This window comes from Sporosarcina sp. QA0331, from assembly GCF_055808055.1.
Genome location: NZ_CM147850.1, coordinates 1,483,023 through 1,504,516 on the forward strand (window position 1 = coordinate 1,483,023; position 21,494 = coordinate 1,504,516).

At 43.7% G+C, this 21,494-nt stretch carries 26 protein-coding genes and 1 other annotated feature; all 26 genes read left to right on the plus strand.

Annotated features, from left to right (window positions below; genetic code table 11):
• Positions 1 to 115 precede the first annotated feature (115 nt).
• Positions 116 to 1,498 carry a VanW family protein gene (locus tag AC0L13_RS07150; RefSeq protein ID WP_473645356.1) on the plus strand — a complete coding sequence of 461 codons (1,383 nt, stop codon included), beginning with the start codon at positions 116 to 118 and terminating at the stop codon, positions 1,496 to 1,498.
• 30 nt (positions 1,499 to 1,528) lie between these two features.
• Positions 1,529 to 3,187: a GspE/PulE family protein gene (locus AC0L13_RS07155; RefSeq protein ID WP_473645358.1), complete on the plus strand. Its 1,659-nt coding sequence runs from the start codon at positions 1,529 to 1,531 to the stop codon at positions 3,185 to 3,187.
• Between the two features lie 10 nt (positions 3,188 to 3,197).
• Positions 3,198 to 4,235, plus strand: coding sequence for a type IV pilus twitching motility protein PilT (locus AC0L13_RS07160; RefSeq protein WP_473645360.1), 1,038 nt, complete (start codon positions 3,198 to 3,200; stop codon positions 4,233 to 4,235).
• Between the two features lie 2 nt (positions 4,236 to 4,237).
• On the plus strand, positions 4,238 to 5,449 hold the full coding sequence (locus AC0L13_RS07165) for a type II secretion system F family protein (RefSeq protein ID WP_473645362.1): 1,212 nt from the start codon (positions 4,238 to 4,240) through the stop codon (positions 5,447 to 5,449).
• 119 nt (positions 5,450 to 5,568) lie between these two features.
• Positions 5,569 to 6,036 carry a prepilin-type N-terminal cleavage/methylation domain-containing protein gene (locus tag AC0L13_RS07170; protein ID WP_473645364.1) on the plus strand — a complete coding sequence of 156 codons (468 nt, stop codon included), beginning with the start codon at positions 5,569 to 5,571 and terminating at the stop codon, positions 6,034 to 6,036.
• 37 nt (positions 6,037 to 6,073) lie between these two features.
• Positions 6,074 to 7,027, plus strand: coding sequence for a type IV pilus biogenesis protein PilM (gene pilM / locus AC0L13_RS07175; protein ID WP_473645366.1), 954 nt, complete (start codon positions 6,074 to 6,076; stop codon positions 7,025 to 7,027).
• Between the two features lie 3 nt (positions 7,028 to 7,030).
• The gene (locus AC0L13_RS07180) at positions 7,031 to 7,684 is read left to right on the plus strand and encodes a PilN domain-containing protein (protein WP_473645368.1); all 654 of its coding nucleotides are present in this window, start codon (positions 7,031 to 7,033) and stop codon (positions 7,682 to 7,684) included.
• Positions 7,677 to 8,360 carry a pilus assembly protein PilO gene (locus AC0L13_RS07185; RefSeq protein WP_473645370.1) on the plus strand — a complete coding sequence of 228 codons (684 nt, stop codon included), beginning with the start codon at positions 7,677 to 7,679 and terminating at the stop codon, positions 8,358 to 8,360. Before AC0L13_RS07180 ends, AC0L13_RS07185 begins: the two co-directional genes overlap by 8 nt.
• Positions 8,357 to 9,112 (plus strand): prepilin peptidase, encoded by a 756-nt coding sequence (locus AC0L13_RS07190; protein ID WP_473645372.1) that lies wholly within the window; start codon positions 8,357 to 8,359, stop codon positions 9,110 to 9,112. Before AC0L13_RS07185 ends, AC0L13_RS07190 begins: the two co-directional genes overlap by 4 nt.
• An 89-nt stretch (positions 9,113 to 9,201) precedes the next feature.
• Positions 9,202 to 9,870 (plus strand): hypothetical protein, encoded by a 669-nt coding sequence (locus AC0L13_RS07195; protein WP_473645374.1) that lies wholly within the window; start codon positions 9,202 to 9,204, stop codon positions 9,868 to 9,870.
• A 100-nt stretch (positions 9,871 to 9,970) separates the two neighbouring features.
• Positions 9,971 to 10,570 (plus strand): Maf family protein, encoded by a 600-nt coding sequence (locus AC0L13_RS07200; protein WP_473645376.1) that lies wholly within the window; start codon positions 9,971 to 9,973, stop codon positions 10,568 to 10,570.
• A gap of 28 nt (positions 10,571 to 10,598) precedes the next feature.
• Complete coding sequence (radC, locus tag AC0L13_RS07205) at positions 10,599 to 11,276, plus strand: RadC family protein (protein WP_473646888.1); 678 nt, start codon at positions 10,599 to 10,601, stop codon at positions 11,274 to 11,276.
• Between the two features lie 239 nt (positions 11,277 to 11,515).
• Positions 11,516 to 12,532: a rod shape-determining protein gene (locus AC0L13_RS07210; RefSeq protein ID WP_473645378.1), complete on the plus strand. Its 1,017-nt coding sequence runs from the start codon at positions 11,516 to 11,518 to the stop codon at positions 12,530 to 12,532.
• A gap of 18 nt (positions 12,533 to 12,550) precedes the next feature.
• The gene (gene mreC / locus AC0L13_RS07215; protein ID WP_473645380.1) at positions 12,551 to 13,447 is read left to right on the plus strand and encodes a rod shape-determining protein MreC; all 897 of its coding nucleotides are present in this window, start codon (positions 12,551 to 12,553) and stop codon (positions 13,445 to 13,447) included.
• Entirely contained in the window at positions 13,444 to 13,962 is a 519-nt protein-coding gene (gene mreD / locus AC0L13_RS07220; protein WP_473645381.1) for a rod shape-determining protein MreD, read from the plus strand. The genes mreC and mreD overlap by 4 nt, the downstream gene beginning before the upstream one ends.
• A gap of 24 nt (positions 13,963 to 13,986) precedes the next feature.
• Positions 13,987 to 14,658 (plus strand): septum site-determining protein MinC, encoded by a 672-nt coding sequence (minC, locus tag AC0L13_RS07225; RefSeq protein ID WP_473645383.1) that lies wholly within the window; start codon positions 13,987 to 13,989, stop codon positions 14,656 to 14,658.
• Position 14,659: 1 nt separating this feature from the next.
• On the plus strand, positions 14,660 to 15,457 hold the full coding sequence (gene minD / locus AC0L13_RS07230) for a septum site-determining protein MinD (protein ID WP_473645385.1): 798 nt from the start codon (positions 14,660 to 14,662) through the stop codon (positions 15,455 to 15,457).
• A gap of 136 nt (positions 15,458 to 15,593) precedes the next feature.
• Positions 15,594 to 16,145, plus strand: coding sequence for a peptidoglycan DD-metalloendopeptidase family protein (locus AC0L13_RS07235; RefSeq protein ID WP_473645387.1), 552 nt, complete (start codon positions 15,594 to 15,596; stop codon positions 16,143 to 16,145).
• A complete protein-coding gene (locus tag AC0L13_RS07240; protein WP_473645389.1) occupies positions 16,142 to 16,756 on the plus strand; it encodes a M50 family metallopeptidase in 615 nt (204 codons plus the stop codon). The genes AC0L13_RS07235 and AC0L13_RS07240 overlap by 4 nt, the downstream gene beginning before the upstream one ends.
• 41 nt (positions 16,757 to 16,797) lie before the next feature.
• Positions 16,798 to 16,871, plus strand: a sequence feature (ribosomal protein L21 leader region).
• Between the two features lie 13 nt (positions 16,872 to 16,884).
• Complete coding sequence (rplU, locus tag AC0L13_RS07245; protein WP_440501595.1) at positions 16,885 to 17,193, plus strand: 50S ribosomal protein L21; 309 nt, start codon at positions 16,885 to 16,887, stop codon at positions 17,191 to 17,193.
• A gap of 6 nt (positions 17,194 to 17,199) precedes the next feature.
• Positions 17,200 to 17,526, plus strand: a complete 327-nt coding sequence (locus tag AC0L13_RS07250) for a ribosomal-processing cysteine protease Prp (RefSeq protein WP_473645392.1) — start codon at positions 17,200 to 17,202, stop codon at positions 17,524 to 17,526.
• Between the two features lie 12 nt (positions 17,527 to 17,538).
• Positions 17,539 to 17,829 (plus strand): 50S ribosomal protein L27, encoded by a 291-nt coding sequence (gene rpmA / locus AC0L13_RS07255; RefSeq protein WP_041075331.1) that lies wholly within the window; start codon positions 17,539 to 17,541, stop codon positions 17,827 to 17,829.
• A 186-nt stretch (positions 17,830 to 18,015) separates the two neighbouring features.
• A complete protein-coding gene (locus AC0L13_RS07260; RefSeq protein WP_473645394.1) occupies positions 18,016 to 18,540 on the plus strand; it encodes a Spo0B domain-containing protein in 525 nt (174 codons plus the stop codon).
• A gap of 11 nt (positions 18,541 to 18,551) precedes the next feature.
• Positions 18,552 to 19,844, plus strand: a complete 1,293-nt coding sequence (gene obgE, locus AC0L13_RS07265) for a GTPase ObgE (protein ID WP_473645396.1) — start codon at positions 18,552 to 18,554, stop codon at positions 19,842 to 19,844.
• A 45-nt stretch (positions 19,845 to 19,889) separates the two neighbouring features.
• On the plus strand, positions 19,890 to 20,345 hold the full coding sequence (locus AC0L13_RS07270; RefSeq protein WP_440501602.1) for an ACT domain-containing protein: 456 nt from the start codon (positions 19,890 to 19,892) through the stop codon (positions 20,343 to 20,345).
• 111 nt (positions 20,346 to 20,456) lie between these two features.
• Positions 20,457 to 21,338, plus strand: a complete 882-nt coding sequence (pheA, locus tag AC0L13_RS07275; RefSeq protein WP_473645399.1) for a prephenate dehydratase — start codon at positions 20,457 to 20,459, stop codon at positions 21,336 to 21,338.
• Positions 21,339 to 21,494 lie beyond the last annotated feature (156 nt).

Consider the following 21,494-nt stretch of genomic DNA (forward strand, 5'->3'; position numbering starts at 1 on the left):
ACAATTAATACCATAATTTCCGGATGCTTTCAATTAGTAAGATCCTACCTAGAAAGTAGATTTTAAGTAATGGATTAAGTATCTTTTACTTTATAGCCAAAGGGTGATTGAACGGATGAAAAATAAACTACAAATATGGGGTTTGCTATTGGTAATGCTTTTACTTGCATTATCTGCTTTCTCTTTTCAGAGCGCCTATGCGAATGATGGCTTCTTCAAGAGTAAAAAATTTACCAACCATACGTATATCGGACCTTTCAACATTTCAGACAGTAAAACAAAACAAGCCAAATCCAAATTAGAATCCGATTTTTCGGTGCTTCAGTCTAAATTGGAAGTGAATTTGATTTATCAGGACATTCTGTTCGAACTTCCGCCTGAAACAATCTCATTCAATATCGACATGTCCTTAGCTAATGCGAATTCAGGTGAAGACAATCCAATCATTGCAAATATATCGCGCGATGGATTGAAAACAGTTCTTAATCAAGAACTACCGAGCATTCAGTTCTCAGAAAATGCAATCGAATCGGTTTCTGAAGGAATTGAAAAAGAGCTACAAACAGGAATCCTGCCAAGAAATGTTCATATTACTGACTATCTAGCAAATGATATATCTAATGAAGTAGTAGCATCTTCAGAATATAGTATTGACGCAATATCTCCGTCTCTATCCAAAGCAATCCATGCCCTTAACGGAGTGATCATTCAGCCATATGCATCGTTTTCAATGATGGAGCTGTTAACAAGTGAAGAAGTTGGACCGCTTACGGATGAAGAAATGACATTGCTTTCTTCTATTCTATACTCTGCCGTTTTACAGACTAATTTTGAGATTGATGAACGTAATATTAGTGCTTCCTTATCTTCAAACATCCAACCGGGCTTTGAAGCCGCGATGAATCAAACTTTAGGCCTTGATTTTAAATTCACAAACCCGAACAAGACGGGATTCACTATGGATGCGGCTTGGTCTGCTGGAGCAATACGTCTATCGATCGAAGGCATGCCGTTCTATTACACATACGAACCCAGCACGACTAATATTGAAACATATAAACCAAGAATTGTTCAGCAATACAGTGCATTCATTGATGAGGGACAAGCCGTTGTTTCTCAGGATGGAAAGGAAGGCATTGAAGCAATCGTTAAACGGACACTCTCTGTCGACGGTCAAATTGTTGACACTGAAGACATTTCCGAAGATTTTTATGCACCAATTAATCGAATCGAAATCCATCCATTATTAAAAGGGGATACTTCGGTGACTGATAGTACAGATAGCGAAAGTACCACTCCTCCGCAAAACGGTGAAGCTGCTACTGACACGAAATCTGGAAATATCGACAGTGGAGAAATAGAATCAAGTGACTCCAATAACTCCAACAATATTAACGGCTCTCAAAACTCAGACAGTGAAGATGGGACTGTCAATGAAGGGGCAACTGAAAGGGAAATAATTTACGATAAAAGCGGCCTTCCGATATCAGGGAAATGATATACGTCTAGAAGTGAAAGAGGGATGATGATGGCGACAACACGGAAACGATTAGGCGATTTACTTGTTGAATCGGGTCTCATTACAGACTCGCAGCTTCAAACTGCATTGGAAGAAAAGCCGAGGGATCAAAAACTCGGGGATGCACTTCTTCAGAGAAGTTATATTACGGAACAGCAATTGATTGAGGTGCTGGAATTCCAACTTGGGATTCCACACGTCAATCTTTTCAGGTATCCGTTCGATCCAAAGCTATTCAATGTCGTTCCGAAAGAGTTTGCGAAGCGGAATTTGCTTGTCCCATTGAAGGCGGAGGGGGACAGGCTATTTGTAGCGATGTCCGACCCGATGGATTATTTGGCCGTCGACGACTTGCGTTTGTCGACAGGTTTTCACATTGAAACGGCGATTGCCTCAAAGGACGATATTTTACGGACGATATCAAAGTATTATGAAGATGACTTGCTTGAAGACTTTTTTATCGAGCAACCTGAGGAAACGAGAGAGCAGCAAGATGAATTGACGGATCTTGATTCGCCGATCGTCCGACTTGTTAACCAGATATTGTCATCCGCGATTACACAAAAGGCAAGTGATATACATATTGACCCACAGGAGCATCAAGTCGTCATAAGGTTGCGAGTAGATGGGATGCTAAAGACGGAACGCTATTTGCCAAAACATATGCAAGCAATGCTCACAGCACGTATTAAAATCATGTCGAGTCTCGATATTACAGAGCACCGAGTTCCACAGGACGGAAGGATTAAGGCAACAATTGACTTCCGCCCGATCGATTTACGGGTGTCAACACTGCCTACAGTATTTGGCGAGAAAGTCGTTATGCGGATTTTGGATTTGAGTAGCTCTTTGAATGACTTAACGAAATTAGGCTTTAGCCCCGTGAATTTGGAGCGGTTCATGAAGGAGATTGAACGACCAAACGGGATTGTATTGATTTCCGGTCCAACCGGTTCGGGTAAATCATCTACTCTTTACGCGGCACTTAATAAATTGAACCAAGAAGAAGTGAATATTATCACTGTAGAGGATCCGGTAGAATATCAACTGGAAGGCATTAATCAAATCCAGGTTAATCCCGCAGTCGGTTTAACTTTCGCAAATGGTTTGCGATCGATCTTACGTCAAGACCCTGACATTGTCATGGTCGGTGAAATTCGTGACCGAGAAACGGTGGAAATCGCAATCCGCGCTTCATTGACTGGTCATCTCGTCCTTAGCACGATCCATACAAACGACTCTATCGCTTCTATCACTAGATTGATCGACATGGGAGTCGAACCGTTTCTTGTGACAGCTTCTGTCAACGCAATTATCGCGCAACGGCTAATTCGGCGTGTTTGTCGAGATTGTGGTAGGGAAATGTCGGCGTCGAACCGTGAAAAAGAGATTTTTGCGAAACGTGGCAAAGAGATCGAAACGGTTGTCCGCGGGCCAGGTTGTGCCGCTTGCAATATGACCGGATATCGTGGACGTGTCGCCATCCATGAGGTTCTTATTATTAACGATGAGATGCGTGAAGTGATCAATAACCACGGAACTCCCGCAATGCTGCGTGAAATTGCAACGCGAAATGGTACTATATTTTTGATCGACGATGGATTGGATAAAGTGAAACGTGGCATTACGACGACTGAAGAAGTGCTGCGTGTTTCACTTTTGGAATAGGGGTATAGAAATGAATGAAATGATAGATTCAATATTGAAAAAAGCATTTGAACTGAAAGCGTCTGATATTCATTTGACAGTCGGCGTGCCGCCTGTCTTCAGAATCCATGGGGAATTAAAGCGTTACGGTGATCAGCCCGTAAATGATTCTTACACGGACGAAGCGGCTAAAACGACAATCCCAGAAAAGTTATTCAAGACATTTCTAGAAAAAGGGCAAATCGATTATTCATATGAATTGAAAGATATCGTTCGCTTCCGTGTGAATGCGTTTCAACAACGTGGTTCGATTTCGTTAGCGTTCAGGACAATCCCTACTTTAATTCCTTCAATCGATGAATTGCAAGTGCCTGGGTCTTTAAAGTCGTTGGCCGAAACTCCTCAAGGGCTCATATTGGTGACAGGACCAACAGGATCAGGGAAGTCAACGACACTAGCGGCGATGATACGTTATATGAATGAAACGATGCGCAAACATATTATCACTCTTGAAGACCCGATCGAGTATGTACATTCTCATCAAGCATCTATCATTGACCAACGGGAAGTTGGCTTTGACACAAGTTCATTCGCTGACGGATTACGGGCTTCTTTACGACAGGATCCCGACGTCATCCTTGTCGGGGAGATGCGGGATTTGGAGACGATTTCAACCGCTATTACTGCTGCTGAAACTGGACACCTTGTCCTGGCAACACTACACACGTGGAGTGCGGCTTCAACGATTGATCGGATCATCGACGTCTTCCCGCACGGTCAGCAATCCCAAATCCGTGTTCAGTTAGCTGGCGTATTGACAGCTGTATTATCGCAACGACTCTTTCCAACAGTAGACCGGAAGGGTAGAAGAGTTGCTACTGAGTTGATGATTAACAACTCTGCGATTTCGAACCTGATCCGTTCGGAAAAGGTGCATCAAATTCCGAATATCATTCAGACGAATCGTTCAATGGGAATGCATATGATGGAAACTTCGGTCAGACAACTTCTTGACCGCGGACTTATTTCTTACGAGACAGCAATGCCGTATATCGAAGGTGATGACTGACAATGGCTCGATTCAAATATGATGGTCGTGATGCCAAATCTAAAAGATCCGGCGTTGTTGTCGCTGTGAATAAGCGGGAAGCCGCATTGAAATTAAAGAACCAAGGAATCCGTGTCACTAATTTAACGGAACAAGCCGAAACGGTTCTTACTAAAGAAATCCATCTCGGAAAACCGATCAAGCGAACACAGTTCATTATGTTTCTCCGCCAATTTTCGACATTGCTTCGAGCAGGCGTCACGATTGTAGAATCGATTCGCATACTATCTTTGCAAGTCGAATCGAAGCCGTTCCAAAAGATTTTAGTTTCTATTGGTGATGATCTCAGAGGTGGCGGGGCGTTGTCGGATACGATAATGAAACACCCAAAAGCCTTTGAACCATTGGTCATCAATATGATCAAAGCGGGGGAAATGTCAGGTACGGTCGATGATTCTTTGGACAGACTTGCCGAACATTATGAGAAGGCACATATGACGAAGCAAAAAGTCATTTCTGCGATGTCTTACCCGATCGTCGTAGGAATCGTCGCAATCGGAGTTGTCATTTTCCTGTTAACTTTCGTCGTCCCGATGTTCGTTGATCTTTTCGCAAGCGTTGGAGGAGAACTTCCTTGGCTGACACAGTTTGTCTTGAAGGCAAGTGAATTTATGGTTGGTTATTGGTATGTATTCATCCTTTTGGTGGCTGCAATTGTAGTTGGTATATTGATGATGCGCAGCAATAAGGAAGGGAAGTACATACTTGATTCATTCCTATTACGAATCCCGATTTTTGGCGACCTTATGAAAAAATCAGCTCTTTCGACGTTGACGAGAACGCTTAGTTCTTTATTTGCAAGTTCCGTGCCGATTTTACAGGCATTGTCGATGACGGAGAAAATTGTAGAAAATGAAGTCATTTCGCGGGTTGTCGGTGAATCTAGACAGTCATTGGAAAGAGGCGGTTCATTAACAGAACCGATGGCGGGCCACTGGGCGTTCCCTCCGTTAATTCCACATATGATCGCAATTGGGGAACAGACAGGGTCACTTGATGCAATGCTCGGTAAAGTAGCTGATTTCTATGAAAAAGAAGTCGATGCCTCTACAGATCGGCTTAAAGCATTAATCGAGCCTTTAATGATAGTTCTTTTGGCAGGTTTGGTCGGAACTATAGTACTTTCGATTCTATTGCCGATGTTTAGCTTATTCACTGAAATAGATAATATGTAACGAATTTTGTCGAAAAATAAATAGTTATATAAATAGGTAGGTTGATAGTTTCATTTCTACTAGTAGTTTGGTATTCTTAATTTGAAAATGAAAATAAGGTAGAATAAGGAGGAAGAATGATGAAAAAGTTTTTACAAAAACGATTGAAAAATGAAAAAGGATTAACGCTTGTCGAGCTTTTAGCGGTAATTGTCATTTTAGGGATTATTGCAGCGATTGCTGTGCCTGCGATAGGGAATATCATTGAGAACACTAAATATAATGCTGTTAAAGCGGATGCTATTAATGCTTTAAATGCAGCCAATATATATTTCGTGGAAGATGACACCGAGGATGATGTAACTATTAAAGAATTAGTTGATGGTGGGTATCTCGATAATAAAGGAAAATTGGCGGATACAATGAAAGTCACGAAGGCAAATAAGTCAATTAGTGGGGTATCATCAGAATATTCCGATGGTAAAACTGTAACATTTACTGATGGTGCTGCAACACTAGAAGCGATTAATGCGGACAAGCAAAAAGGAAGCTCTGATGGCAATAAAACTATTCCAGGAGCATCCGCAGAACAACCGAAGGTAGATTAATAATCGGATTTAGATATATTCAGTTAGGAGAATATACATGCCACTATTCAACCGCCGCAAACAGCCGGCAACACTTACAATTGAAGATGATGCCGTCCGGTTTGTCCGGTTGAAGTCGACTGAACCGTTTGTCGTTGATTGTGCGGAGGAAGTTGTGCTTCCTCCTAACACAGTCGTCGAGGGGAAGATTGTCGATGCAGAAGCGCTTGTGGTCATTTTGGAAGGGCATTTGAAGGAGTGGGGCATCGCGAAGCGTGATGTCCAATTCCTTGCTCCCGATACATATGTGATGATTCGTAAAGTGCCTTATCCGGATGATGTTGAACCGGATGAGCTAAAGGGGCATTTTTTCATTGAAATCGGTTCGACGATTTATTTGCCGTTTGATGATCCGGTTTTTGACGTTATCCCATGCACGTTGAATGAAAAAAGCAAGGAAGCGATTTTGATTGCATCGAAGGAAAGTATTTTGGATCAGTACGAGGACGTTCTTAAAGCGGTTAAACTCAATCCTGTCGTTGCTGATATCGGACCGCTCGCTCTTTATCGGCTTGCGTACAAAGTGTATCAATTTTCAGGGCATGAGCATGTTTTGATCGCCGATATGCATGACGGTGTTTTAACTGTATCAATCTTCCATAAGCATTACCCACTTTTCATGAGACCGGTCGATTTGTCACAATCAGCCGATCTTTCGATTGTTGCGGATGTCCATGCAGATCCCCATTCCATTACGCCGACAACGATTGTAATGGAACTTGAAAAGCTGATGAATTTCTATCGATATAATTTACATAACGGAAATGCTTCCATTACCCATTTGCTCGTTAATGGCGAATATAGGGATATGGAAAATTTATTGTCCACCATACGAGAGCGGTTTTCAATCCAAGCGGAACGCTTGCTGAAAAGACCGTTGGAGCTTCAAGATGGACGACAGTTGCCCGCAACCTTCAACCGGACGATCGGTTTGGCATTGAAAGAGGTGTAGTACATGCTCGTTGATATTAATTTATTGCCCGAAAAGGAAAGGGAGCGATCGACGCTCCTTATCGCTGCACTCATTGTTTTAGGTGCGGCTATTCTTTTTTGGGCTGTTCTTTTTATACTATCCCTTTCTTTGTCGAAAGAGGCAGCTCGGACAGAAACGCAAATCACGGCAATGCATGCAAGCCAAGAAGCGATTCGTGAGGATATCCAGCCTTCAACAAATGCAGATGATCGTGAAAAACTTGCATCGACCGTAGAATGGGCGGAGGCGAATCGGTTCGATACATTGCCTTTATTGCGCGAAATGATCGCTTTATTGCCGGAGCGCGGATTCTTTGTTTCATTCGAATTTACAGCACCTCACGAGTCAACAGTCATCGTCCAATTCGACAACAAATCCGACGCAGCCTATTATTTAACGAGAATCAAATCTTCGACAGTTGTCTCTTCGGCTACGATGGAGTCGTTAGTCGCTGAAAGTTTGGATGAGGAAATAGACTTGACGACGCTGCCGCGTTTTGAAGCGACCTATCATATTGAATACATAGATGAACGTGGTGCTGTCGTCGAAGTTGAAGGTACAGAAGAAGTTGAAGGAACGGACGAAGTAGAAGCTACAGACGAAACAGTTGAGCAGGAGGTTGACTCCGATGAGTAATATGACAAAACGTCAAAAGGAGATGGGACTGCTCATTTTGGCGATCGTATTTCTAATCGTCCTCGCTGCATATTCGTATTTTCAAATCTATGCTCCTGCGAAAGAGTCGAGTGAACGTGCAGAGCAGACGTTGGTGAATGAAAGAGATGTCCTTTTTGCATTACAGCGGCAAGAGGCGCAGCAAAGTCGATCCGGATTATCTAATTCTCGTCCTTTGCAGGAAAAGCTGCCTGTAAAGCCGCTTGAGGATCTAATTCTCCTACAAGTGCAGAAAGCGGAAGTGAAATCAGATACACTAGTGAATGAAGTGAATTTTTCACTTGAAGAAACGCTAATGGAAAATCCGCCTGAGCTTGTTGAGAATGTGCAAGCTGTCGTTACGGAAGTGCATTTACAGGCGGATAAATATAGTCAGATCGATCGGTTCATCGAAGAAATTGAAAAGATGGAACGAATATTCATTATGGATCGTATTGAATTCACGGCGCCTGCGGAAGTGAGGACGTTCGAACAGGAGAGCGACTTGATGGATCTCACAATTACTTTCCATGCGTTTTTCCGGCCGGATTTGGGTAATCTTGAAAATGAAGCTCCAAAAGTGGACGCGCCGGTGCCGGCAGGCAAACAAGATCCGACGCCGATTAATCAAATGCCTGGATTGGGTGATCATGAATGAGTATTGTGTGGGTAATTTTAATTTTCATATACGGCATCATTTTCGGCTCATTCTTTAACGTCGTCGGCCTTCGTGTACCGAAAAAGGAATCGATCGTTTCACCGCCATCTCATTGCACTACGTGCAATCGGAAGCTGCGTGCGCTCGATTTGATACCGATCTTCTCCTATATTGCTCTGCGCGGAAAATGTAGGGGATGCGGACAAAAAATTAGCCCGATGTATCCTTTAATGGAATTCCTAACTGGGGTTTTGTTCGCATTTTCTTATTACCATATCGGTTTTACATATGAATTGATTATCGCTTTGCTTTTCGTTTCATTGCTCGTCATCATTACTGTGTCAGATATAGCGTATATGATCATTCCGGACAAAGTGCTTCTGCCGTTTGCCATCGCGTTTTTAATCCTTCGATGGATCATTCCGACGTCGCCTTGGTGGGATAGCTTGTTAGGAGCCGCTGTCGGTTTTATCGTGCTCTTTCTCATTGCTGTCTTGTCGAAAGGCGGAATGGGCGGAGGGGATATTAAATTATTCTTTGTCATCGGTCTTGTGCTCGGTACGATAAATACGCTTTTAACGTTGTTCCTCGCGTCGCTGATTGGCTCTGTCGTCGGCATATACGTGCTGAAGAAAACCGGGAAAGGCAAGAAGACCCCTGTTGCCTTCGGACCATCCATTGCAGCGGCAGCGGTCCTTTCGTATTTCTTCGGAGCAGACTTTGTCGAATGGTATCAGCAATTATTCATTTAAGTCGATAAATTATTTAGGACAAGGCGACATACGTCTTGTTCTTTTTCATGTCCAGTTTGATACGGTTACTAAAAACGGGGTGGACTGGCATGAATTTCAGAAAGAAATATTCGAAAGTGACAGTTGCGATGGCGATGCTTCACGGCGTACTAATCGGCATCGCTGCAGTAGTGATAGTAGGTTTAATTATCGTCGGGACGAATGGGATAGGGAAGGAAAAAGCGGTCGAACAAGAGACAGTGGCGGCAGATCCGCCGACTTCCGGTGAAACAACTCCGGCATCCGGTCCAGCCGTTTCTGCAGATGAAGCCCCACTCAAACTGTTTGCTAAGCAGCATGGAGTGTTTTCATCCGTAGAATCAGCGAAAGATTTCCTTGCGCAAGATGTAAGTCTCGCAAAAGCAGCCATTTTACAAATCGGAGGACAGTTCTATGTGTGGAGTGAGGTCGGCATTCAGGAAGATGAAATTGAAGTGAGCGAATACGAAATGACGTTTAGAAAGCCATTTTTCGTTGATGCATCGTCATGTTCCAACGTGGGCGCTGGAAAATTAATAAGCGTTTTAGCTGAAACTGAATTAGCTAAAATTAAAGTTTTGACAACTGCCGCAGATGGAGAAGCGGATGATGAAAAGATCGCTGAATTCCACAAGAACATACTGGGTCTAACAGCGTTCACTTCGGATTTACGTATTATCCGACTTCACCTAATTTCGAATTATTCCAATAAGGATGGGTGCGCGAAAATTAATTTTTAAAGCTGGAAAACGGGGCAAAATCAAGTTATTGCCGATTTATGAAAATTTCCATTATGCTTCTTCTACAGTATGATAAGGATAGAAAAAGGAGGTTGCTTATATGGAATTCATGTCGGAAGTACCGATTATTTTAGCTTCTGGCTCTCCAAGGAGACAGGAGCTGCTGAGAGACATTGGCATTCCCTTCGAAACGATGCCGAGCAATGTCGAAGAAGTTGTGGAATGGACGGAAGGGGATTTCGAGGAGTACGTCCAGAAGCTTGCGATGAAAAAAGGAGCTGCCGTTTCGAAAGAAAAACCGGATGCCGTCGTCGTTGCGGCGGACACGATTGTTGTGTTTGAAGGGGAGGTCTATCCGAAACCATCTTCGAAAGAACAGGCCGAAAGCTTCCTAAGGAAGTTTTCCGGTAACACCCATTCGGTTTTCACGGGTGTGTGTATTCTTGGAAGCGGATTGTCGAAAGTGTTTTCGGTCGAGACAAAAGTGACTTTCAAGAAACTAGATGAACAGTTGCTTCGGGCTTATGTCGACTCAGGCGACCCATTGGACAAAGCAGGCGGATACGGCATCCAAACAGCGGGTGCGCTTCTTGTCGATGAAATTGAAGGGGACTATTTGAATGTTGTTGGATTGCCTTTATCGAAACTGGTCGAGACATTACGCAATGAAGGCATCATCCTGTTGAAGGAAGGTGAATGATTCTTTGACAGTCGATGTGAAGAAGCAGATGATGATCCGGGATGTACATATCGCGGATAGACCCCGCGAAAGGCTTATTCGCCAAGGTGCCGGAAGTTTGTCGAATCAGGAGCTCATGGCTATCCTGCTGAGGACAGGCACGAAGGAAGAGTCAGTCTTGATGCTTGCCAATCGGATATTGAAATCCTTCGACAGAATTCAAGATTTTAAAGATGCGACCGTGGAAGAGATGACGGCCATTAAAGGCATCGGAGAAGCGAAGGCTGTCCAAATCCTTGCTGCAGTGGAGCTTGGAAAGAGGATTTATCGTAAACATTCGGAAGGACGCTATGTCATTAAATCGCCGGAAGATGCCGCTGCTTATTTGATGACGGATATGTCTTCCCTTGTCCAAGAGCATTTCGTCGTTCTTTTTTTGAATGTAAAAAATGAAGTGTTGCATAAACAGACGATTTTCATCGGTAGCTTAAATTCATCAATCGTCCATCCTAGGGAGATTTTCCGTGAAGCAGTGAAACGATCCGCCGCCTCAATAATTTGTGCACATAATCATCCAAGTGGCAACCCCACGCCTTCCCCAGAGGATATCGAGGTTACAGATAGGCTAGTTGAAGCAGGCTCCATTATCGGAATCGAGCTGCTGGATCATCTTATTATTGGCGACCATCGTTTCATTAGTCTTAAGGAAAAGGGGTATATGAGTTAGCAATTAACTCCTAAACTGGAAACAGATTTATTTGTATAAATAAGTGAGAAAGTGCCTATAACCCTACAGTATAAAGGGAATTCTATAGCTTGACGGGGTTGCATTTGATAGGAAGGCATTAGCATCAAAATACTTACTATTGCTATTGACACTGTGAATTTGTTCTCCAATCCGTTATAATGTGGTGTATGATTTCAAGAAGACCATTTTATGCGGTCGAATAGAAAGGAAGAACAAATTTGTTTGGATTAGGATCAAGAGATGTCGGGATCGACCTCGGCACAGCAAATACATTGGTATTCATTAAAGGAAAAGGGATCGTTCTTAGAGAACCATCCGTCGTAGCGAAAAACACAGTGACGAATGAAATCGTGGCAGTCGGTTCAGCGGCTAAAAATATGATTGGACGTACACCGGGTTCTATCGTGGCGACTCGACCAATGAAAGATGGAGTTATTGCGGATTTTGAAATTACGACAGCAATGATCGAGCATTATATGAAAGAAGCGACAAAAGCTGCGGGAAGCGCTTGGAAGAAGCCTAACGTCATGGTATGTGTTCCTTTCGGCATTACATCTGTCGAACAGCGCGCAGTTATTGATGCGGCAAGACAAGCCGGTGCTAAAGACGCGTTTACTATTGAAGAGCCTTTTGCTGCTGCTATCGGTGCTAATTTACCAGTTTGGGAACCTACTGGCAGCATGGTCGTCGATATAGGTGGCGGTACGACAGAAGTTGCGGTCATTTCTCTTGGAGGAATCGTTACGAGCGAATCGATTCGTGTCGGCGGTGACTCGATGGATGGCGCGATCATAAGTTATATCCGTAAAGTGTATAATTTGACGATCGGTGAACGTACTGCGGAAGCTATTAAAATTGAAATCGGTTCTGCGAAAGTATCTGCTAAACCTGAAAAGATGGAAATTAGAGGTCGTGATCTGTTAACTGGCCTACCAAAAACATTGGAAATCTCTTCAGATGAAATCGTTGAAGCACTTCGTGAATCTATTACACAAATTATTGAAGGCGTTAAGAAAACATTGGAAGCTACACCACCTGAACTTTCTGCGGACGTTATGGAACGTGGAATTGTCTTGACAGGCGGGGGAGCGCTTCTTGAAAACTTGGACAAGGTTATTTCTGATGAAACGAATATGCCTGTTTTCATCGCTGAAGATCCGCTTGATTGCGTAGCGATTGGAACAGGGAAAGCACTCGATAATTTCGAAGTGATCAAAAAGATGCAAGCTAGGTAATGAGGGAGGATTTGGGCAATGCCGCGATTTTTTTCGAATAAACGGTTAATTTTGCTGCTTGTGGGCGTCATTGTCCTCGTGGCATTGATTTCATTCTCCTTAAAAGACAGGCAGAATGCCACCCTTCCAGAGCAAATAGTGAAAGACGTCGTCGGTTTCGGGCAATCTCTTTTCTCGAAACCGGCACATTATATTACGGGCACATTAGATAAAATCGATGGCATTTTGAATACATATGAAGAAAACAAGCATTTAAAAGCGCGATTAAAAGAATATGCCTCTACTCAAGCAGAACTGGCGGATGTGAAGGCGGATAATAAAAAACTCCGTGAAATCGTTGACAAGAAAGAAAGTCTTAGAGATTATGAGCCTATTCAAGCGACTGTCATTTCGAGAAATCCCGACCAATGGGAAGAAAAAATCATTATCGATAAAGGTACTGCTGCAAATGTTGAGCTGAATATGGCCGTCATAACCGCAAACGGCCTCATCGGAAAAGTCGTGCTTGTCACTGCTTTCACATCAACAGTGGAACTGTTATCGACTGAAAACAGCAACTTCCGGGTTGCTGCAGTCATTCCTGGTGAAGAAGCGATTTTCGGTTTGATAGAAGGATATGACCCTGCCCGCGGCGAATTGATAATGAAACGTATCGATTCGAATTTTGACGTCAAGGAAGGTCAAAAGGTTGAATCATCCGGTTTAGGCGGAATCTTCCCGAAAGGTTTGCTCATCGGGGAAGTGACTGAAGTGTCAACGGATGATTTTGGATTGACGAAGTTAGCCTATATTCGTCCGGCTGCAGATTTCTCCATGTTGGATCATGTAATGGTCGTTCAGAGGTCAACCGGCGTTACAAGCGGTACAGACGGTATAGTCCCTGGTGAGGACGAAGAGGGGGATGATGGATCATGATTAGGTTCATAATCCCTCTTATTGCTGTCATATTATTTTTCCTCGAACCGGTATTCAGTCTCTTCTCACCTGTGTCGATTGCAGATGTATCTTACACTCTCGTCCCTCGTTTCGTTATCGTCTATCTGATTTTCATCACCGTCTATTATGGACGGAGACGTGCAATCCTCTATGGAATCGTACTTGGACTCTTGTATGATATGTATCACATTGATATTATTGGTATATATACTTTTTTATATCCGGTAATCTGCTATCTTGCCGCTTTGATCATCCGGCAAATCCATCGCCATATCCTTACCGTCATGCTTTTATCAATGGTGATGATTGCGTTGCTTGAACTGTTGTCGTTCTTCTTTGCCAGCCTGATTGCATTGACGGCAATCGGCTTCGAAGAATTTATCGTCATCCGACTTATGCCGACAATAATTGCCAATTCTATTTTCGTGGCGATGTTCGGGTATTTATTCAAACGGTTGATCGATGAAAGAGGACTGCAAAAAGCCGGAATATAATCAAGAAAATTGTGAGGGACGCAAATGACGAAACAGCACTATGTAACAATAAAAGGGACAAAAGACGGGCTTGTCCTCCGACTTGACGACAAATGCGCTTATTCGGACATGATTGCAGAACTCCGCAATAAAGTCAGCGAAAATAGTCTTGAAGGGCTTGCTGAAGTGAAGGTGCATACCGGAAATCGTTATTGTAATGAAGAAGAGTTAAAGGAAATTATGAATGTCGTTCACGAATCGCCGCATTTACGAGTTTCCAAGATTCAAAGCGAAGTCATTACAATAGAGGAATGCAACCGTAAAGTATTGGAGAATCAATCGGAGACCTATATCGGCATCGTCCGCTCAGGTCAGGTCGTTAAAGCTGATGGAGATCTTGTCGTAATCGGCGATGTCAATCCGAACGGCCGTGTCGAGGCCGCGGGAAGCATTTACGTATTAGGAAGATTAAAAGGGATCGCTCATGCGGGTGCTACTGGCAATGAAGAAGCGGTAATCGCGGCTTCGTGGCTTGAGGCGACGCATTTGATGATAGCGGATAGACTGGAAACAATGACTGACGAGCTGACAATTTTGTCAGAACAACCGGAGATGGAATGCGCATACATACATCCGAACGGTTTCATTGCCATCGACCGTTTACAGGAGCTTCGGATTCTCCGACCTAATCTGTCGACATTCAAAGGAGGGAGCTAGTGTGGGTGAAGCAATCGTTATAACGTCTGGAAAAGGTGGAGTCGGTAAAACGACGACATCTGCAAATCTTGGGACAGCATTGGCTCTTCAAGGAAAAAAAGTGTGTCTCGTTGACACGGATATCGGCCTCCGCAATCTGGACGTCATCCTCGGTCTTGAAAACCGTATCATATACGATCTCGTCGATGTAATTCAGGGCCGATGCAAAATCCATCAAGCGCTCGTCAAGGACAAGCGATTTGAAGATGGACTCTTTTTGCTTCCGGCTGCTCAGACAACTGATAAAAATGCAATTGAACCAGAACAAATTAAAGAATTGGTCAACGAATTAAAACGTGACTATGATTATATTTTAATAGACTGCCCTGCAGGTATTGAGCAAGGATATAAAAATGCGGTTGCCGGTGCAGACCGTGCAATCGTCGTCACAACACCTGAAATTTCAGCAGTGAGAGACGCAGACCGTATTATTGGTCTGTTGGAGCAAGAGGACATTGAACCTCCGAAGCTGATCATCAATCGGATCAAAAGCCGTCTAGTCAATAGCGGCGATGCTTTGGATGTCAATGAAATTACGACTCATTTATCAATCGATCTGCTTGGAATTGTCCTCGATGACGAAAAAGTCATTTCCTCATCGAATAAAGGAGAACCAGTCGTAATGGATCCATCAAACCCGGCAGCAATTGGCTACAGAAACATTGCCCGCCGGATCTTAGGCGAATCCGTACCACTCATGTCATTAGACGAAGGCAAACCCGGATTCTTCGGGAAGTTGAAATCTTTATTTGCTAAATAAACGGGAACCCTTGATAACAAGGGTTCTTTTTTTGTTGCGTTCATCGAATGTCTATAATAAACAGTTTCCTTGGACATTTGCCCATAATATTCATAGTACACCCGTCATATACTGAGAAAAAAGGTGGTGTGGCGGGGTGAAATGGAAAACAAAATGGGTCATTGCAATCATAGTAGCGATTGGCGTATTCAGCTTTGCCAAATTAGAAGAAATCGGAGTCATCAACAAGCCTGTTACCCAATATATAACGACAGGCAAAGATTTTCTCGTCATGAAAAAGTGGGTCGCTTCCATTATAGGAGATCCAGAAGAGGATGCAATTACAGTATCCGCCGAATCTGTAGAGGAACTTCCATTCGCAGCTTATGAGTCGATGCAGCCTTACAAGGATGGCGTAATCGCTTCCTATGCTCATCCGATGCCGATTATCGCACAAGGGGACGGGCTTATCGTATTCACTGGATTTACCCGGCAATCAGGCAAAACAATTACGGTGTTATACGATGATGGAGATGAAGTGACATATGGATTTGTCGGATCGATTTCGAAGCTCCCTTACTCGACCGTAAAAAAGGGGGACACGCTTGCCCTTATGAACGAAGAAGCAATCTATTTAAAAGTGAAGCGGGAAGGAGTCGTATTGGAGGCTGAAGTTTTGGCTACTTATTTCTCGGAAGATTCGAAATGAAGCTTCGTCTCCATCCTATATTGGCACCCTTTTTCATCTTGCTGATGATTACAGGGGGATTAGCGTTTTACGCTCTCGTCTTCATTTCACTTCTCGTTCATGAAGGCGGCCATATTTTTACTGCGAAATTAGTTGGCATGAAGGTCCGCTCGTGCACAATCATGCCGTATGGAGGAGAACTGAGGATACCTAATAGGCACTCTTACGGGAGAAGGCAAAGAGTGTTCGTTGCCATTGGGGGTCCTGTTGCTACATTCTTTCTCCTCCTGCTGTCGAAGGTATTTTCTTTTCCAGGGAACGAACAATTCCTTCGCATTCAAGTAGCGATTCTCTTGCTGAACTTATTGCCTATTTTACCTCTAGACGGTGGACAGGCTATTAGCGCTATGCTTGAAACAGATGAGAGGAAATATAAAGTGAGATCTGCATATCTCATTTTTTCCATATCGGTTTTAATAGCGGGCAGCCTTTTGCTTCTTCTTGGACTTCCTGAAACGATCCTCTTTCTTACTCTTGCTTTATTTTTATTGATTCAAAACATATCTGCCTTCAAGTTTCGTAAGTACGAACAGGCTTATGAGCAATTGAAAAGAAAACAGTTGACGCCATGAGTTGTGCGTGGTAATATTTTAATGTTATTGTTTGTAGCGCACCTGTGCTACAACCGCACTGACAAGGTACAAGCATCCGTTAGGATCACCTTTGAAGGCGAGTCTGAGTCTATTGAGGAGGTGCAAGTATGTACGCAATCATTGAAACTGGTGGAAAACAAATCAAAGTCGAACAAGGCCAAGAAGTCTACATCGAAAAAGTAGTCGGCGAAGCTGAGGAAACTGTAACATTCGACAAAGTTCTATTCGTTGGTGGAGAAAACGTGAAAGTCGGCGCTCCATTCGTGGAAGGTGCAACGGTTACTGGTAAAATCGTTAAGCATGGCCGCGGCAAAAAAATCACGGTTTTCAAATACAAGCCGAAAAAGAACTACCACAAAAAGCAAGGTCATCGTCAGCCATACACAAAAGTTGTCATCGAAGGCATCAACGCGTAAGCCGACATGATCAAAATCAGTATTAATGAACAACCATCCGGCCGGATCAGCTCATTTGAGATGAAAGGCCATGCCGATTTCGCAGAACATGGAAAAGATCTTGTCTGTGCAGGCGCATCCGCGGTTTCATTTGGAGCCGTCAATGCTGTCATTGCACTCACTGGCATAACTCCTGGCATCCAACAAGGATCAGATGGAGGTTATTTGAAAGTGGTTTTTCCGGAAACGGAAAAAGATAAGGAAATTCAATTGATTGTGAAGGCGATGATTGTTTCATTACAGACGATTGAACAAGATTACGGGCAACATATAAAACTTATTTTTAACCGATAGGAGGTGGCACTGATGTTACGTTTGGATCTCCAGTTTTTCGCATCGAAAAAAGGGGTAGGTTCTACAAAGAACGGTCGTGACTCCGAATCGAAACGTCTTGGCGCTAAACGTGCTGACGGACAATTCGTTTCTGGCGGCTCTATCCTTTATCGTCAACGCGGAACAAAAATTCACCCAGGTGAAAACGTTGGCCGCGGTGGGGACGATACACTTTTCGCAAAAGTTGATGGCGTAGTTCGCTTCGAGCGTTTTGGCCGCGACAAGAAAAAAGTGAGCGTGTACCCTGTAGCTCAAGAAGCTTAATGTTATGACTAACATTGAAAGGACTGCATTTTACGTGCAGTCCTTTTTTATTTTTGGTTTTATCTACAATTAGTACCGATCCATTATCACCGAAGTACATAACACCAATAAATTAATCCATATCTTTGACGAATTTTGTGAAAGGGATGCTATACTGTAGTATATGATACATTTGGCGGTGAGAAAATGGAATCGGAAGACTTGACGATTGGGAAAGCACTGAAATTTGCACGCCATGATTTTTTAAATGAATTGCAATTAATGTTATTATATATGGATCTCGGGAAAATGCCTGAAGCCCGAAATACGCTATTAGAAGCGACGGAACGCATGCGGCACCTATCCATGTTGGAAAAGCTTCGCCTGCCGAAGACGGAAATTTGGCTTAGTACATTTGAATGGAGACATACGGCTTTCTCGAAAAAGTTGCAATGCGACATTATAGCAGGAAACCGGACTGCAAATGATGAAGTGATTGCCGATTATTTAGAACGGTTAATCGGCATCGTCGGAGAATCAGTCGATCCAATGGATGAATATATCGTCCATATCGTAGTAAAAGCTACTGAAGAACAATGGTCGCTTCAATTGACCATCGAAGGGCCTCTCTCATTTACCGAATCGCCAAATTTACCACATACGGACGATGGGTTTGAAATGAGTGGAGTTTTGCAAGAGAAGCAATGGACGTTCACATTAAGTGGACGATAGGAGGAAAAAACATGTTTGTCGATCACGTTAAAGTATATGTCAAAGGCGGCGACGGCGGCGATGGAATGGTCGCATTCCGCCGCGAGAAGTACGTAGCCTACGGAGGTCCTGCTGGTGGGGACGGAGGAAAAGGCGGGGACGTCGTTTTCATCGTCGATGAAGGATTACGGACGCTGATGGATTTTCGCTATCAGCGACATTTCAAAGCCCCGCGTGGAGAGCACGGAGGCAGTAAAAACAAGCACGGCAAAGGCGGAGAGAACATGGTCGTTAAAGTTCCTCCGGGTACGATCGTCAAGGACTTAGAAACTGGTCATATCATCGCTGACCTCGTAGAACATGGCCAGACAGCCGTCATCGCGAAAGGCGGACGAGGCGGACGAGGGAATTCACGTTTCGCTACACCGCAAAATCCTGCACCTGAGTTATCGGAAAAAGGAGAACCAGGTGTCGAACGGGAAATTACACTTGAATTAAAAGTGCTTGCAGACGCTGGTCTCGTCGGTTTTCCGAGCGTCGGAAAGTCGACATTATTATCTGTCGTATCCGCAGCAAAACCGAAAATTGCCGATTACCATTTCACAACGCTCGTGCCGAATCTCGGAATGGTGGAGTTGGAAGGTGGAAGGACATTTGTTCTTGCCGATTTACCAGGTCTTATCGAAGGAGCGCATGAAGGCGTCGGTCTCGGCCATCAGTTCTTGCGGCATATTGAACGGACAAGAGTCATCATCCACGTCGTCGATATGTCCGGAATGGAAGGGCGGGATCCGTACGAAGATTACATTACAATCAACGAAGAACTGGAGAAATACAATCTTCGCTTGATGGAACGTCCTCAAGTCATCGTTGCAAATAAAATGGACATGCCGGAAGCAGAAGAAAACTTAAAACTGTTCAAAGAAAAGCTTGGCGATGCAGATGCAACGATTTTCCCTATTTCTGCGATTACACGTGTGGGCTTGGATCAGCTGCTATTTACAGTTGCCGACTTGCTTGAAACGACTCCGGAATTCCCGATGCATGAAATCGAAGAAGAGGATGAAAATCGTTCAGTTCTTTATAAGCACGAAGCTGAAACTGCCGACTTCAAGATTACGCGAGATGATGATGGAGCATATGTCCTATCAGGATATACTCTCGAACGTCTATTCAAGATGACCGACTTCAACTTCGATCAATCTGTCCGTAAATTTGCACGTCAAATGCGTGGAATGGGTATTGACGACGCTCTTCGCGAGCGAGGTGCGAAAGACGGGGATACTGTTAGAATCCTCGACTTCGAATTCGAATTCCTCGAATAAGGTATTATCGAGGATGAGTAATGAATTGTTGCAAGGAGGCATTCAATGAGGCCATTGGGGGAAGGGCAGTTTTATCTTGTAAGGGAAGATGTACTTACGGAATCGATGCTGAAGATGTTAGAGGCGAAAAGGCTTCTAGCGAGCGGGGAGGAAAGGACAATCCAGGAAGCGACGAAGCGAGTCGGATTGTCCCGCAGTGCTTATTATAAATATAAGGATACTGTCTTCCCGTTCGAATCGATCGCTCGTGAACGAGTGTTGACGATTTTTATTCAACTCGAGGACCGGAAAGGATCGCTTGCGACGATTCTTCGGATCATTTCGGAGGCGAAATGTAATGTGCTGACCATTCACCAGACAATCCCGGTGCAAGGTCGTGCTAATATTACGTTGTCACTTGATGTCACCGAGATGCAGATCAAAATGGAGGAATTTATGCAAAAGTTGAAAGCGCCGAATTTCATAGATTCCGTCCATTTGATCAGCTCGGGAGCTCTTTAAAGCGTTGTAGCTGGGTAACGCTAAAAGCGGAGGGCGTTTATCGGGGATAGCGCCCTAGGCGGACAACATAGATAGAAAAATAAAGTAGAGCAACTAGATGGAGGAACTGGGATGAGCGAAAAGGATTACAAGCCAACGGTCGCCTATTTGGGACCTGAAGCATCATTTACTCATGTGGCGGCAACTCACCTTTTTGGAACAGAAGGCTTAGTGCCCCAGCCGACGATACCTGATTGTATAGAAGCTGTAACTGAAGGACATGTCGCCTATGCGATTGTACCGCTTGAAAACGCGTTGGAAGGCTCAGTGCCGATGACAATTGATTATTTATTCCATGGTAGCGAGTTGTATATCAATGCGGAAATTTCGATTCCGATTGAACAGCATCTGATGGTGAATAAGAAGCAGAAGGATCATTTAGAGAAGCTCGAATCGGTCCATTCTCATCCACATGCACTTGCACAATGCCATAAATATTTGCAATATCATTACCGCCGTACGCCTTTGATTCAGACAACATCGACAGCTGCAGCTGCAAAGTATATTTCTGAAAATCCGGAGCTACGTATCGCCGCAATCGGAAATCGATTGGCTGCTGAAAAGTACGGCTTACATATCGCTGAAGAAAATATACACGATTTTCATTTCAACCATACACGGTTTGTCGTCTTATCATTGAGAAAAGGCCATTTGGAAGTTCCAGGTCATTCAGAAGCGCCGAAAACGACATTAATGATAAAGTTACCCGAAGACGACCGTTCAGGTGTGCTTCATCAAATATTATCAGTGTTTGCATGGCGGAAGCTGAATTTAAGCAAAATCGAATCACGGCCCATGAAAACTGGGTTAGGAAATTATTTTTTCATCATCGACGTGTTAGAAAGCGAAGAGCACCCGATGATGAGAGGCGCCCTCGAGGAACTTGCAGCGCTTAATTGCACGGTTCAATCATTCGGTTCATATTTTCCATATGAACATAGACCTTCAAGCTAATTTTTATTAGCTTGGAGGTTTTTTCATTTGAAAGGTAAGAAAGCCTAAGGCCATCAATTTTTCAAATGAATAATCGAGACATTTCCACAATATACATACTAAGAGAGAGGGCGTCTTTCTTAAATTTGCGTCACATAGACGGGCGTTCGTTCATAC